Here is a 14,191-nt window from a genome sequence, read left to right on the forward strand (position 1 = left end):
GGCGGTCTCGGGGGCGTCGCCGGACTCCGGCGCGGCGCTGATCCGCCCGCCCGAGTGTTTCTTCGCGGTCGCGCCCTTTCCGTTCTCGATGGGGTTGGGGCGGGGGGGCAGTGGTGGTCCTGCCGCGACAGCGCGCCGGGCCTCAGACCTGGGTCGGCGCGCTGTCGCGGCTGAGTTCGGCGGCGCGCTCGGCGATCGCGGCGCCGAGGTCGGCGGTGGTCGACGTGCCACCGAGATCCGGTGTGCGTACCGCGCCGTCGGCGAGGACATCGCAGACGGCACGGTCGATCGCGGCCGCGGCCGCGTGCTCGCCGAGGTGCTCCAGCATCATGGCGCCCGCGAGGATCTGGGCGACCGGATCGGCGATGCCCTGCCCGGCGATGTCGGGCGCGCTGCCGTGCACGGCCTCGAACATCGACGGCGCGTCGCGCGCGGGATTGATGTTGCCCGAGGGCGCCAGGCCGAGACCGCCGGTGACGGCCGCGGCGAGATCGGACAGGATGTCGCCGAACAGGTTCGAGCCGACGATCACATCGAGGCGGTCGGGGTGCAGCACGATCTCGGCGGCGAGCGCGTCGACGTGCATCTGCCGCGTCTCGACCGCCGGATACTCCGCGGCGATCCGGTCGAAGACGCTGTCCCAGTAGGGCATCGAGTGGATCAGCCCGTTGGACTTGGTCGCCGAGCACAGCCGCCCCGAGCGCTCGGCAGCCCGGTCGAAGGCGTAGCGGATGATGCGTTCACAGCCCGTGCGCGTGAACACCGATTCCTGGAGCACGAATTCGTCGGGCCTGCCCGGATTGTGGGTGCCGCCGATCTCGGAGTACTCGCCCTCGGAATTCTCCCGCACGATGAGCAGGTCGAGGTCGGCGGCCGTGCGGTCACGCAGGGCGGATTCGGTGCCGGGCAACAGCCGGACCGGCCGCAGGTTCACGTACTGGCCGAAGGCGCGGCGCAGCGGAATCAGCAGGCCCCACAGCGAGATGTGGTCGGGCACACCGGGAAAGCCCACGGCGCCGAGGAAGATCGCGTCGAATCCGGCCAGCTGTTCGGCGCCGTCGGCGGGCATCATGGCGCCGGTGCGCAGATAGTTCTCGCACGACCAGTCGAAGGTAGTCCAGGAGACACCGGGCAGGACCCGGTCGATCACCCGCACCGCCTCGGCCGTCACGTCCACGCCGATCCCGTCGCCCGGAATGCTCGCGATCCGGTAGCTGCCCACGCCTGTCTCCCTAAACCTTGACGCCGATGTACTTGATCTCCAGGAATTCGTCGATCCCGACGCTTCCGCCCTCCCGGCCCAGGCCGGACTCCTTCACGCCGCCGAACGGCGCGGCCGGATTCGACACGACTCCCTGGTTGAGGCCCACCATGCCGGTCTCCAGTGCCTCGCACACCCGCAGCCCGCGCCGCAGGTTCTCGGTGAACACGTAGGCGACCAGCCCGTACGGGGTGTCATTGGCCCTGGCGACGGCCTCCTCCTCGGTGTCGAAGGTGCCGATCGCCGCGACCGGACCGAAGATCTCGGTGTGGCACAGCTCGGCATCGTCGGGCACGTCGGCGAGCACCGTCGGGGGATAGAAGGTACCGGGGCGCTCGACGGCCGCGCCGCCGAGCAGCACGCGCGCCCCGCGCCGCGCGGCGTCGGCGACGAGCCGCTCCACCTTGGCGACCGCGTCGGCGTCGATGAGCGGCCCGACGACCACGCCCGGCTCGGTGCCCCGCCCCATCGGCAGGGCCGCCATGTGTTCGGCCAGCCGCTCGGCGAACGCCCCGGCGACGCCGCGCTGCACCAGGATCCGGTTCGCGGCGGTGCAGGCCTGCCCGATATTGCGCATCTTCGCCGCCAGCGCGCCCTCCACCGCCTCGTCCAGCTCGGCGTCGTCGAACACGAGCAGTGGCGCGTTGCCACCGAGCTCCATCGACGTGCGCATCACCGTGCGGGCGCACTGCTCGAGCAGCAGCTTGCCGACCGTCGTCGAGCCGGTGAAGGAGAGCTTGCGCGACCGCGGATCGGCGATGAGCGGGGCGATCAGCGCGCCGGGGTCGGCCGTGCTGACGACATTGACCACCCCGGCGGGCACCCCCGCCTCGGCCAGGACCGCCGCCAGCGCCAGCATCGACAGCGGCGTCTGCTCCGCGGGTTTCACGACACAGGTGCAGCCGGCCGCCAGCGCGGGCGCGATCTTGCGCGCGCCCATCGCCATCGGGAAGTTCCACGGCGTGATCAGCAGGCTCGGCCCGACCGGCTGCCTGGTCACCAGGAACCGGGAGCCGCCCGTCGGTGCGGGCAGGTAGCCGCCGTCGAGCCGGACGGCCTCCTCGGCGAACCAGCGGAAGAACTCGGCGGCGTAGGCGATCTCGCCGCGTGCCTCGGGCAGCGGCTTGCCCATCTCGAGGGTCATCACGAGGGCGAGGCGGTCGGCGTCGGCGAGCAGGGCGTGGTGGGCGCGCATCAGGATGTCGGCCCGGGCGCGCGGTGGCGTGCGTGCCCAGTCGGCCTGGGCGGCGGTGGCGGCAGTGAGCGCGGCGAGGCCGTCGTCCGGGCGGGCGTCGGCCACCGAGCACAGGGTCTGTCCGGTGGCGGGGTCGAGGACGGGCAGGACGACGGGGGAGTCGCGCCACGCGCCGTCGATGAACAGGCCCTTCGGCACGCTGGCGATCGCGGCCTGCTCGGCGGCGTCCAGCGGTGCCTCGTGTTCACGCAGCCGTGCGCTGCCCCCGGACTCGTCCATGCGCTGCCCTTCTCCCGACGCGGCGGATCAGCCATTGCTGTGACCCCTGCCGCCATGTTATGCATATTGTCAACAATCCGACAATAGACAATCAGGGGAGCATTCATGACCGCGTTGTCTCCCGTCCTGAAGCAGGCCACCCCCGTCCAGGTCGACCACGGCGCGGGCTGCTACCTCTACGACACCGACGGCCGCCGCTACCTGGACTTCACCGCGGGCATCGGCGTCACCAGCACCGGCCACTGCCACCCCACCGTGGTGGCGGCGGCTCAGGCGCAGGTCGCGCGGCTGATCCACGGTCAGTACACGACGGTGATGCACCGGCCGCTGCTCGAACTCACCGAACGTCTCGGCGACGTGCTGCCCGAGGGGCTGGACGCGCTGTTCTTCGCCAATTCCGGCAGCGAGGCCGTCGAGGCGGCGCTGCGGCTGGTCCGCCAGGCCACCGGACGCCCGAACGTGATCGTCTTCCACGGCGGTTTCCACGGCCGCACCGTGGCCGCCGCGACCATGACCACCTCGGGCACGCGGTTCTCGGCGGGCTTCTCGCCGCTGATGTCCGGTGTGCACGTCGCGCCGTTCCCGACCGCGTTCCGGTACGGCTGGACCGAGGAGCAGGCCACCGACTTCGCGCTGCGCGAGCTGGACTACCTGTTCGCCACCGTCACCGCGCCCGCCGAGACCGCGGCCTTCCTCGTCGAGCCGGTCCTGGGCGAGGGTGGCTACATCCCGGGCAACACCCGGTTCTTCCAAGGCCTGCGCGAGCGCGCCGACCGGCACGGGATCCTGCTCGTCTTCGACGAGATCCAGACCGGATTCGGTCGCACCGGAAAGTTCTTCGGCCACCAGCACTTCGACGTCCGGCCCGACGTGATCACCATCGCCAAGGGCCTGGCCAGCGGCTTCCCGCTCTCGGGCATCGCCGCCTCGCGCGAGCTGATGGCGCGGGCGTGGCCCGGCTCCCAGGGTGGCACCTACGGCGGCAACGCGGTCGCCTGCGCCGCCGCGGTGGCCACGCTCGAGGTGATCGAAGCGGAAGGCCTGGTCGCCAACGCCGCCGCGCGGGGCGCCCAATTGCTCTCCGGCGCACGGGAACTCGCCACCAAGGCGGTCGGTGACGTGCGCGGGCTCGGTCTGCTCGTCGGCTCCGAGTTCACCACGGCCACGGGCGAACCCGACACCGAGACCGCGGCGGCGGCCCAGCGGCTCGCGGTGGACAAGGGGCTGTTGCTGCTGACCTGCGGCGCGCACATGAATGTCGTCCGGATGATCCCGCCGCTGATCGTCACCGACACCCAGATCGAGGACGCGCTGGCCATCTGGTCCGACGTGCTCGCCGAACTCTAGGCCACCGCGCCGGGAAGCAGGATCCGATGGCCCGCTACATGAGCATCACCCTCACCAAGGCCGGCGTCACCTGCCTGGCCCGGCTGCTCGACGACGAGGCGCCCGCCACCTGCGCGGCGGTCTGGGACGCGCTGCCCCAGGAGGGCGACGCGTTCCACGCCAAGTACGCCCGCAACGAGGTCTACACGCTGGTGCCGCGGATCGGCGCGGCACCGCGGCGCGAGAACCCCACCGTCACACCGATTCCCGGCGATGTGTGCCTGTTCGATTTCGAACCGTGGGAGATCGGCAACCCGGCCTACGGCTACGAGCCGGGGTCCGCGGCCCATCACGCCCAGGGCGCCACCGACCTGGCACTGTTCTACGGCCGCAACAATCTGCTGATCAACGGTGACCTCGGCTGGGTGCCGGGCAGTGTGTTCGCCACGATCGAGGACGGCCTGGCCGACCTCGCCGCCGCCTGCAACGGACTGTGGCTGCGCGGCGTGGAGGGGGAGACGCTGGCCTTCGCCCGCGCCTGAATCTCAGACGGCCAGCACGTGTTCGGCGTGCCGGGCCACCGCGAGGACCAGGTCGTCGGAGTGTCGCGGCCCCACGATCTGCAACCCGACCGGCAGCCCCGCGCGGGTGCGGCCGACCGGAATGCTGATGGCGGGCTGCTGGGTCATGTTGAACGGATAGGTGAACGGCGTCCACTCCGGCCAGCCGCCGAGTCCGCTGCCCGGCGGCACGTCGTGTCCGGCGGCGAAGGCGGTGCCCGGCATCGTCGGGGTGATCAGGACATCGAAGGCCATGTGGAAGGCGCCCATGGTGATGCCGAGTTCGGCGGCCACGTGGCGGGCGTCGAGATACTCGACGGCACCGACGGATTCACCACGCGCCCACACCGCGCCCAATCCGGGATCGACCCGCTCGCGGGTGCCGGCGGGGAACTTCGAGAGCATGGTCGCCGCGCCGGCGGCCCACAGGGTCTCGAAGGCGTCACGCGGATCGGCGAAACCCGGATCGACGGCGTCGATGACGAGATCGGACCCTGCCAGCAGCGTCACCGCGCCCTCGACGATCTCGGCGACTTCCCGGTCGACTGTCGCGTAGCCGAGCGTGGCGGAATAGCCGACCGACAGGCCGCGGACATCGCGCTGCATCTGGCTGCGGAAGGTCGTGAACGTGGGCGCGAGCGCGGTCGGGTCGCGGGGATCGGGCAGCGAGAGGATATCCATCAGCAGGGCCGCGTCCTCGACGGTGCGCGTCATCGGCCCGGCGTGGGCCAGGGGGCCGAACGGGCTGGCCGGATAGAGCGGGATCCGGCCGTGCGTCGGCTTGAATCCGACGATGCCGCAGAACGAGGCGGGAATGCGGATGCTGCCGCCGCCGTCGGTGCCGACCGAGACCGGTCCCATGCCTGCCGCCACCGCCGCCGCGCTGCCGCCCGACGAGCCGCCCGCGGTCGTGCGGGGATCGGCGGGATTGCGGGTGATGCCGGTGAGCGGGCTGTCGGTGACGCCCTTCCACGCGATCTCGGGGGTGGTGGTCTTGCCCAGGAACACCATCCCGTCCTCGCGTAAGCGGGCCGCCACAGGACTGTCGACCAGCCAGGGGCCCGCCGGGTCGACGGAGGTGGAGCCGCGCAGCGTCGGCCACCCCTCGGTGAGGAAGATGTCCTTGATGGAGATCGGCACGCCGTCGAGCAGGCCGCGCGGATTGCCGGAGTGCCAGCGCGCCTCGGAGTCCTTGGCCTGCACCAGGGTCCGATCCGGGTCGACCAGGCAGAAGGCGTTGAGCGCGCCGTCGCGCGCCGCGACGGCGTCGAGACAGGCCTGCGTGGCCTCGACGGGGGACAGCTGCCCGGCGGCGTACGCCGAGACGAGCTGCACCGCGGTCATGGCGGTGGGATCGGTGGGCGGATCGAGGTCGGGCTGCGTCATGGCGGACTCCTTCAGCCGGGCACGTACCCGAGCGTCTTGTCGACAACGTTGTGCAGCGGCCGGCCGTCGGCCCACCTGCCGAAGTTGTCGGTGAATGCGCGGACGATCTCGGCGCGCCAGCCATGGAAATCACCCGAGTTGTGCGGCGTGAGAAGCACATTCGGCAGATCCCAGAGTGGGTGCCCGGCAGGCAGCGGCTCCGGGTCGACCACGTCGAGCGCGGCCGCGGCGATGGTGCCGTGGCGCAACGCGGCGACGAGATCGTCGGTAACCACTAGTTCCCCGCGGCCCACGTTGACAAACCTGGCGTGCGGTTTCATGGCGGCGAACGCGGCGGCGTCGAACATCTGCCGGGTCTGCGCGGTGAGCGGGGCGATCGCGATGACGTAGTCGGCGGTGGGCAGTTCGGCGTACAGGTCGGCGCTGACGGTGCCGAAATCCGGATCGTCGGCCCGCGCCCGCCGCCCCACCGCGCGCACGCGCATCCCGACCGCGCGCAGCAGCCGCGCGATCGCTCGCCCGATCGAGCCGGTACCGACGATCAGCGCCGTCGCGCCCGCCACTCGTTCGGATTCGCGGTGTCGCCACGCGTGCTCGCGTTGCAGGCGCATCGATTCGGGCAGGTCCTTGGCGAAGGCGATGATCTGGCCGAGCACGTACTCCGCGATCGGGGCGTCGAAGACGTTGCGGGTGTTGGTCACCACCACCTCGGACGCCCGCAGGGCGGGGAACATCACCGGGTCGACGCCGACGCCGCCCATGTGCAGCCAGCGCAGCCGGTCGGCGGCGTGCCACGCGCCGGGCACGGCCTGGCTCTGGAAGTCGTAGACGAACAACACCTCGGCGCCACGCAGCGCGTCGGCGAGCCCGGCGGCCTCGGTGTAGCGCACCACGGCACGCTCGGCGACGGGGGCCATGAGGTCCGATGCGGGCACACTGTCACGATGCAGGACGGTGACAATCGGCCCCTTTTCCACGTTGACACCGTACGAGTAGATCGTATGATTGTCAACAATCCGATCGTGTTCAGCGTCCTCGGAGGTCTGCCCGGCTGAGCGCGAGAGGGGCCACAGTGGAGTTCACCTTCCCGGAGATCGACGGGCCGGTGGCCCAACGGGGCATCGGCATCATCGCGCCGTTCGACCTGGCCCTCGAACGCGAGCTGTGGCGCTGGGCGCCCCTGGAAGTGAGCCTGCACCTGGCGCGGACACCCTATGAACCCGTCCCGGTGTCGCTGGCGATGGCCGAGCTCGTCTCGAATCCGTTGCACCTGACCGCGGCCACCCACAACGTGCTGCACGTGGAGCCGGAAGTCGTGGCGTACCTGTGCACCTCGGGCAGCTTCATCCACGGCCTCGCCTACGAGCGTTCCCTGCGTGAGACGATCTGCCTGGCCGGCGCCCCCGACGCGGTCACCACCTCGGGCGCCCTGGTGGAGGCGATCCGGCACCTGAACATCACCCGGATGTCGGTCATCACGCCCTACGACGAGGTTCTCACCGGCCGCCTGCACGATTTCCTCGCCGAGGCGGGCTGCGCGACGATCCGGTCCGACCACCTCGGGCTCGGCGGCGGCATCTGGAAGGTCAACTACCGCACCATCGCCGAGCGCATCATCGGTGCCGATGATCCCCGCTCGGAGGCCATCTTCGTCAGCTGCACCAACCTGCCCACCTACGACGTGATCGAGCCACTCGAACAGGCACTGGGCAAGCCGGTGCTGACCGCCAACCAGCTCACCATGTGGTCGTGCCTGGGCCGGATGAAGCTGCCCATGATGGGCCCGGGGAAATGGCTGGTCAATGTCTTCTGACCCCCGCGATCGGAGAACGAGATGCCCGTAGCCACCGTCGGTTTCATCTACCCCGACCACGCCGCCGAGGACGACTACCCCCGCGCGGCGGCCCTGCTGGACGCCGCGCTGCCGGTCGCCCACATCTACGGCACCGACCTGCACGCGATCCCCGAGCTGCTCGATCTCGGCAGCCCGGAGAAGCTGCGCCACGGTGCCGAACTGCTCGCCGACAACGCACCCGCGGCGGTCGTGTGGGCGTGCACCTCCGGCAGTTTCGTCTACGGGCCCGACGGTGCGCGCGAGCAGGTCGACAGGCTGGCCGCGGCGGCGGGCGTGCCCGCCTCCAGCACCAGCTTCGCCTTCGTCGGGGCCGCGCGCGCCCTCGACCTGCGGCGAGTGGCGGTCGTGGCCAGCTATCCGGACGAGGTCGCGCGCTTGTTCGTCGACTTCCTCGCCGACGCGGGCATCGAGGTGGTGTCGATGACGAGCGCCGGGATCGACACCGCCGCCGAGGTCGGCACGCTCACCCCCGAGCAGGTGCTCGCGCTCGCCGCCGCCAACGACCATCCCGAGGCCCAGGGGCTGCTGATTCCGGACACGGCCATGCATACTCTCGAAGTGCTCCCGAAACTCGAGGCCGCGCTGGGCAAGCCGGTGCTGACCGCCAACCAGGTCACCATCTGGGAGGGACTGCGGCTGGCTGGGGTCAGGCCGGTCGCCGCCGGTTTGGGAGCGCTGTTCGCCGAGGGAGGCCGCCATGTCGATCACTGACTTCGAGCCGGTCAATCAGCAGTCGACCGCGGAGATGATCGCCGAGCGCCTGCGCGCGGCGATCATGCGGGGCGCCTTGGCGCCGGGCAGCCAGCTCGGTGAGGCCGATCTGGCCGCCAGCTTCGGCGTCTCCCGCGGCCCGGTGCGCGAGGCGATGCAGCGGCTGGTGCAGGAAGGGTTGCTGTTCAGCATCCGCAATCGCGGCATCTTCGTCATCGAGCTGGCCATCGACGATGTGGTCGACATCTACCGCGCCCGCACCGCGCTCGAAGGCGGTGCCCTCGAGCTCATCCTGGACGGGCGCCGCGAGATCGCCTACGCCGCACTGCGACCGAGTGTCGACGCGATGCGCGACCGGGCGGCGGCGGGTGACGCGTCCGGTGTCTCCGACGCCGACCAGGAGTTCCACGAAGCCCTGGTCGGCGCCGCCGACAGCCCGCGCCTCGTCCGCGCCGCCCGCACCCTGCTCATCGAGACGCGCATGTGCCTCGGCGCCCTGCAAACCACCTACCCCGACCTGCGCGACCAGGCACGCGAACATGTCGAGCTGCAGGAGGCCATCGGCGCCGGGTCGCCGGACCGGGCCCGCGCGCTGCTCGTCGAGCACATGGACGACGCGGTCCGCCGCCTGCGCGACCGCTAGGTTCGCCCGACCGGTTCAGTGGGGGAGTGGCAGGAGTTCCACCAGGGTGCCTCGGCCGGTGCCCGGGGGCAGGACGGCGAGGGCCTGGCAGCCGATGAGGCCCGCGAGGTGGGGGGTGTGGGCCGGGCCGGTGCTGCGCCAGACGCCGCCGATCTGCTGGTGGACGGGGACGATGCGGGTGGCGGAGCCCTCCATCACCCCGGCGTCGGAGAGCCTGCCCCACATGGTCGGGCCGGGCGTGCGCTGGGTGAGGGCGTCGACCACGGCGGGGCCGATGGCGAGCAGGGCGGCGACGGCGGCGAGCGGATTGCCGGGCAGCCCGAGCAGGACGCGGCCGTCGGGGAGTTGCGCCACGAGAGTGGATCCACCGGGCCGGATGGCCGCGCGCTCGACGACGATCCGCGCGCCGAGATCGGCGAGCAGCGCGCGCAGGTGATCGGCGGCGCCGCGACCGGTCGCGCCGACCATCACCACGAGGTCGGCGTGCGATTTCAGCGCCAGCCAGGAGCGCAGCAGATCGCGTCCGTCGGCGAGGTGCCACAGGCCGGTGCTCTCGATGTCGCAGCAGCGCAGGAACTCCGGCAGCACGGGGCCGAGGGAGTCCCTGGTCTCCCCGGCACCGAGCGGGCCGACGGCGCGGATCTCGTCGCCGGTCATCACCACATCGGCGCGCAGGGGGCCGCGCACCGTGACAGTCTCGGCTTCGGCGCTCAGCGCGGCCGAGGCGAGGGCGGGCGAGATCCGCGTGCCCGCGCGCGCCAGCTCGACCCCGCTGTCCCAGTGCTCGCCCTGGCGGCGGGTGTCGTCGCGTACCGGGGCGCCGGGCGAACGCATCACCACCGGCGTGCCCGAGACGGTCGTGGTCACCACGTGTTCGTCGCGCAGTGTCGCGGTCGTGCCCAACGGGGTGGCGGCGCCGGTCGCGATCCGCACCGCCTCACCGGGCGCGAGCACCACCGAACAACTCCGCCCCGCGTACCGGACCTGTTCGTGCAGCCGCCACCACGGTCCGGGTCCGGCCACCGCGTAACCGTCCATCGCGGCACTGTCCACCCGGGGCAAGGGCGTCCCGGTGGTGAGCGCGGCGGCCAGCGTCGCGCCGACGGCCTCGGCCACGGGTAGTTCGCGCACCCCGATCGGCCGCAGTCGCTCCGCGATCCGCGCGCGCACCTCGGCCAGCCCGCACCCCACCGCCGAACCGACCACATCCACGCGTGCGCTCACCACCACGTCCACCCTCCGCCCACAGTTCACCGACGATTCGCCCCATCGTCCGCACACCCCATTACCTGCGATTTTCCCCGTAGTTGCCCCCCGATGACGTTGTCCTCACCCCGCCGGACGGTCCCCGGTGCGGCTTCCGGTCAGGGGCGCAGGCCCCGGGCGGTGAGGAGGACGCCGAGATAGCCGAGTTCCTGGCTCTGGGATTGAGCCATGGCGCGGGCGGACTGTTTGACCGGGCCGGTGGGCAGGAGGGTGTCGGCGGCGCGGGCCATGGTGACGCCGCCCGCGTGGTGGCGGTACATGAGTTGCAGGAACAGGATTTCGGCCTCGGGCCCGCGGGCGGCGGAGAGGGCATCGAGGTCGGCGGTGGTGGCCATGCCGGGCATCATGGTCGCCGGATCATTGTGATGCCCGGCGGAATTCGCCATCCAGGTCATCGGCTGGACGGCGGTGGGGGCCGCGCCCGCGAGCTGGGTCCAGCCGAGCAGCGTACCCAGCTCCACCCGCTGGGCGTCGGCGATCTGCTCGGCCAGCCTGCGCACCGTGGGGTCGGCGGCGGGGTCGAGGCGTTCGGTGAGGATCAGCGCCTGCTGGTGGTGGGCCGTCATGTCCTGGACGAAGCCGAGTTCGGTGGTGCTGAGCACCGTTGCGGCCGAGGCGTTCTCGGGGAACACCAGCGGTCGCAGCCCCGCGCCGAGCACCAGCAGGAAGACCGCGACACCGAGCATCCCGGCCGCGCGCGCCGCCCGGCTCACGACCCGACCGTGGACTGCTGATCGGCGGGCGGGGTGTACACCTCGTTGTCGAGCCGCAACACCATGAACCCGTTGTCGGAGCAGGTGACGTAGAGCTGATCCCCCCGCCACTCCGGCGGCGAGAAACACCAGTCGCTCGACATGTCGCCGAACGCGACATCGCCGGCTCGGGCCGTGAGCACCTGTGCCGGATCGAACAGCCCCTCCGCCATCGCCCGCAGCGCGGCGGGCGCGCTCATCACCGGCACCCCGATGATGGAGGCCAGCGCGTGCGGCGAGTTCCACAGTTCCAGATTGCGGCCGGTCCGCGCGGGCGGATTGAAGTAGGCGATCTCGCGGATCGCCCCGGGATCGCGCACATCGAACACCCGGATGCCCGAGGAGATCCACCCGCAGGCCAGCGCCGTCGGATCGGCGGGTCGATCGGCCGCGCAGTAGTGCGATTCGTAGGAGAACGCCGAACCACCCATCGACGAGCCGACATTGGCGTCGATGTGCTCCGGCAGATTGACCTCCAGTTTGATCTTGGACACGATCCGCGGGTCGGTGTCGTCGGAGACGTCGAGCAGTTTCACCCCGCCGGAACCGCCTTCGTCGACGGTGAAGACGTGCCGCACCCCGTCGTAGGTCACCGGCACGCTGTGCTGGGTGGCCCAGCCGTCGCTCCAGAACGTCCGACCCAGATGCGGGACCTGCGGATTCGGGTCCCGCCGCTGCACCGCGCTCACATCGAGCACGGTGAATCCGCCGAGCGCGGAGATGTAGAGCCGGTTCCCGTCCGGGCTCACGCCGAGCCCGTGCGCCTCGATCCCGGTCAGACCCTGCCAGATCACGCGCGGCTGGGACGGATCGCTCAGATCGATCGCGCTGACGAATCCTGGCGCGATCCCCGAGGCCCAATAGGTGCGCCCGTCGGGGGAGAATCCGCCCTCGTGGGTCGTGATCGGCAGCGGCATCAGCAGATTCGTGCCGGTGCCGGGATTGAGCAACCGTGGGTGCGCGCAGTCGGAGATGTCGTACACCGACAGGTACCCGGCGCCGATCCCCACCGGGACGCCCGTGCCGACGAGGAGTTTGCGAGCCGTGTTGACCTTCAACGTCTCCCACGTCCCGGCCAGCATGGCCGGCTCGGTGAGCGTCGCGGTGAGCCGCGGGTTCGCGGGATCCGACGCGTCGAGCACCTGCACGCCCGGATGCTCGCTGAGCATGGTGCCGGGGAAGAAGGACCCGACGTAGGCGCAGTGCTCGAAGCTGGTGGAGGTGATCCCGGCGCCGCGGCCGGTGTAGCGGCCGACCATCGACATGTTGCAGCGATAGCCCTCGGTGCTGCGTCCGCTGTCGCGGTCGCCCGCGGGGACGTCACCCTGCATGCCGGTCTCGGGCAGGGAGCCGGGGCCGCAGTCCGCGCGCGGGACCGAGGTCCGTCCGACCTCGAGGAACTCGCGGACCGTCCCGGCGAGGTCGGCCACCGGGTCGGCCGCCGCACCAGCTGGCAAACCGATGGCTATCAGTGCGGCCGCCACCGCCAGCGCGGTGGTGCGCAGGTATCCGATCCGTCGACGCATCAAGACCTCCCCAACTCTGCGGCCGGAGCTGACTGAGACAGTTGCCTCCGGTATTTCGGATGGTAGAGCGCTCGGCGCCGCCGTGCGGGCGGTTTCCGTAGACCTGTCCGGGCTCACGGCCCGCTTCCCGCCTCACCGTCCCGGAAAGCTGTACGGTTGCCTCAGTTTCGAATGGGTATACCTCTTGGGCCGTCTCCGCGACCGGAAAGGACTCGGATTCCATGTCGAACGATGTGATAGGGAGGTCCGGCGACGCGGACCGGACCGAGAAATCGGTAACCGGTGTGTCGCCGGACGAGCCACGGCGGGATCGGCCACGGCTGGACCGACTCGTCTTCAGTGCCACGGCGATCGGGGCGCTGGCGTTCGTCGCGTGGGGCGTGCTGGACGACAAGAGCCTGGCCTCCGCGGCCGGGAAAGCGCAGAAGTGGGTCATCACCAACACGGGCTGGCTGTTCGTGCTGGTCGCCACCGCGTTCGTGGTGTTCGTGATCTGGCTGGCGATCAGCCGCTACGGCCGCATCCCACTGGGCGCCGACGACGAGAAACCCGAGTTCCGTACGGTCTCGTGGATCGCGATGATGTTCAGCGCGGGCATGGGCATCGGCCTCATGTTCTGGGGTGTCGCCGAACCGCTCTCGCACTTCGTGAGCCCACCGCCGCACACCGCGCCCGCGGGCAGTCCCGAAGCGGCCGAGGTCGCCATGGCCACGACGCTGTTCCACTGGACGCTGCACCCGTGGGCGATCTACGCCGTCGCCGGCCTGGCCATCGCCTACGGCACCTTCCGCAAGGGCCGTTCGCAGCTGATCTCCTCGGTGTTCCGGCCGCTGCTCGGCCGCCATGCCGACGGACTCGGCGGCCGAGCGATCGACATGATGGCGATCTTCGCGACGCTGTTCGGCTCGGCCGCGTCACTCGGCCTCGGCGCCCTGCAGATCGGCGCGGGCATGGAGTTCAACGGCTGGATCGACGGCATCGGCAAGATCGGGCTGGTCGCCATCATCTCCGGCCTGACGGTCGCGTTCGTGCTGTCGGCGGTGTCGGGCATCGAGCGCGGCATCCAGTGGCTGTCCAACATCAACATGGTGCTGGCCCTGGTGATCGCGGCGTTCGTGTTCATCGCCGGCCCGACCCTGTTGGTGCTCAACCTGATCCCGACCTCCATCGGCGACTACATCGAGATGCTGCCGACCATGGCCTCGCGCACCGGTGCGAGCGATGAGGCCATGCAGGCGTGGCTGTCGAGCTGGACCATCTTCTACTGGGCCTGGTGGATCTCGTGGACCCCGTTCGTCGGCATGTTCATCGCGCGGATCAGCCGCGGTCGCACCATCCGGCAGTTCGTCACCGGCGTGCTGCTGGTGCCCAGCGTGGTGAGCCTGCTGTGGTTCGCCGTGTTCGGCGGGGCCGGCATCTTCGAACAGGGCA

General features: G+C 71.0%; 13 protein-coding genes. 6 read left to right on the forward strand and 7 right to left on the reverse strand.

The annotated features are described in order from the left end of the window. Positions 1-142: 142 nt before the first annotated feature. Positions 143-1,222 (reverse strand): tartrate dehydrogenase, encoded by a 1,080-nt coding sequence (locus QH270_RS17515; RefSeq protein ID WP_280343481.1) that lies wholly within the window; start codon positions 1,220-1,222, stop codon positions 143-145. A 10-nt stretch (positions 1,223-1,232) separates the two neighbouring features. Beyond that, positions 1,233-2,735, reverse strand: coding sequence for an NAD-dependent succinate-semialdehyde dehydrogenase (locus QH270_RS17520; protein WP_280343483.1), 1,503 nt, complete (start codon positions 2,733-2,735; stop codon positions 1,233-1,235). Positions 2,736-2,840: 105 nt separating this feature from the next. Between QH270_RS17520 and QH270_RS17525 the strand changes: the two genes are divergently transcribed. Further along, on the forward strand, positions 2,841-4,082 hold the full coding sequence (locus tag QH270_RS17525) for an aspartate aminotransferase family protein (RefSeq protein ID WP_280343485.1): 1,242 nt from the start codon (positions 2,841-2,843) through the stop codon (positions 4,080-4,082). A gap of 26 nt (positions 4,083-4,108) precedes the next feature. Next, positions 4,109-4,603, forward strand: a complete 495-nt coding sequence (locus QH270_RS17530; protein WP_280343487.1) for a DUF3830 family protein — start codon at positions 4,109-4,111, stop codon at positions 4,601-4,603. Positions 4,604-4,606: 3 nt separating this feature from the next. Here the strand turns inward: QH270_RS17530 and QH270_RS17535 are convergent, their stop codons facing one another. Continuing rightward, complete coding sequence (locus QH270_RS17535) at positions 4,607-6,007, reverse strand: amidase (RefSeq protein WP_280343490.1); 1,401 nt, start codon at positions 6,005-6,007, stop codon at positions 4,607-4,609. An 11-nt stretch (positions 6,008-6,018) separates the two neighbouring features. After that, positions 6,019-6,984, reverse strand: coding sequence for a D-2-hydroxyacid dehydrogenase (locus QH270_RS17540; protein WP_280343493.1), 966 nt, complete (start codon positions 6,982-6,984; stop codon positions 6,019-6,021). Between the two features lie 95 nt (positions 6,985-7,079). On the opposite strand from QH270_RS17540, the gene QH270_RS17545 reads away from it, so the two are divergent. From QH270_RS17545 to QH270_RS17555, 3 genes are read left to right on the forward strand one after another with little or no spacing between them, the layout of a single operon-like run. Further along, positions 7,080-7,820 carry a maleate cis-trans isomerase family protein gene (locus tag QH270_RS17545; RefSeq protein WP_280343497.1) on the forward strand — a complete coding sequence of 247 codons (741 nt, stop codon included), beginning with the start codon at positions 7,080-7,082 and terminating at the stop codon, positions 7,818-7,820. Between the two features lie 21 nt (positions 7,821-7,841). Then, on the forward strand, positions 7,842-8,573 hold the full coding sequence (locus QH270_RS17550) for a maleate cis-trans isomerase family protein (protein WP_280343499.1): 732 nt from the start codon (positions 7,842-7,844) through the stop codon (positions 8,571-8,573). Beyond that, positions 8,560-9,216 (forward strand): GntR family transcriptional regulator, encoded by a 657-nt coding sequence (locus tag QH270_RS17555; protein ID WP_280343502.1) that lies wholly within the window; start codon positions 8,560-8,562, stop codon positions 9,214-9,216. The genes QH270_RS17550 and QH270_RS17555 overlap by 14 nt, the downstream gene beginning before the upstream one ends. 15 nt (positions 9,217-9,231) lie before the next feature. Here the strand turns inward: QH270_RS17555 and QH270_RS17560 are convergent, their stop codons facing one another. From QH270_RS17560 to QH270_RS17570, 3 genes are all read right to left on the reverse strand, one after another. Next, complete coding sequence (locus QH270_RS17560; protein WP_280343505.1) at positions 9,232-10,440, reverse strand: molybdopterin-binding protein; 1,209 nt, start codon at positions 10,438-10,440, stop codon at positions 9,232-9,234. Positions 10,441-10,580: 140 nt separating this feature from the next. Beyond that, positions 10,581-11,195, reverse strand: a complete 615-nt coding sequence (locus QH270_RS17565) for a DUF305 domain-containing protein (RefSeq protein WP_432420376.1) — start codon at positions 11,193-11,195, stop codon at positions 10,581-10,583. Further along, the gene (locus QH270_RS17570; RefSeq protein WP_280343508.1) at positions 11,192-12,760 is read right to left on the reverse strand and encodes an LVIVD repeat-containing protein; all 1,569 of its coding nucleotides are present in this window, start codon (positions 12,758-12,760) and stop codon (positions 11,192-11,194) included. Before QH270_RS17570 ends, QH270_RS17565 begins: the two co-directional genes overlap by 4 nt. A 221-nt stretch (positions 12,761-12,981) precedes the next feature. Between QH270_RS17570 and QH270_RS17575 the strand changes: the two genes are divergently transcribed. Then, positions 12,982-14,191: BCCT family transporter (locus QH270_RS17575; RefSeq protein WP_280343512.1), on the forward strand; the 1,210-nt coding region annotated here is incomplete at its 3' end.

Source organism: Nocardia neocaledoniensis, assembly GCF_029868625.1.
GTDB lineage: Bacteria > Actinomycetota > Actinomycetes > Mycobacteriales > Mycobacteriaceae > Nocardia > Nocardia neocaledoniensis_A.

What these genes read in the sequence shown, in the direction of transcription:
- QH270_RS17520 (WP_280343483.1), bottom strand. Translation starts at nt 2,735, where the DNA reads ATGGACGAGTCCGGGGGCAGCGCACGGCTGCGTGAACACGAGGCACCG.
- QH270_RS17525 (WP_280343485.1), top strand. Translation starts at nt 2,841, where the DNA reads ATGACCGCGTTGTCTCCCGTCCTGAAGCAGGCCACCCCCGTCCAGGTC.
- QH270_RS17530 (WP_280343487.1), top strand. Translation starts at nt 4,109, where the DNA reads ATGGCCCGCTACATGAGCATCACCCTCACCAAGGCCGGCGTCACCTGC.
- QH270_RS17535 (WP_280343490.1), bottom strand. Translation starts at nt 6,007, where the DNA reads ATGACGCAGCCCGACCTCGATCCGCCCACCGATCCCACCGCCATGACC.
- QH270_RS17550 (WP_280343499.1), top strand. Translation starts at nt 7,842, where the DNA reads ATGCCCGTAGCCACCGTCGGTTTCATCTACCCCGACCACGCCGCCGAG.
- QH270_RS17555 (WP_280343502.1), top strand. Translation starts at nt 8,560, where the DNA reads ATGTCGATCACTGACTTCGAGCCGGTCAATCAGCAGTCGACCGCGGAG.
- QH270_RS17570 (WP_280343508.1), bottom strand. Translation starts at nt 12,760, where the DNA reads ATGCGTCGACGGATCGGATACCTGCGCACCACCGCGCTGGCGGTGGCG.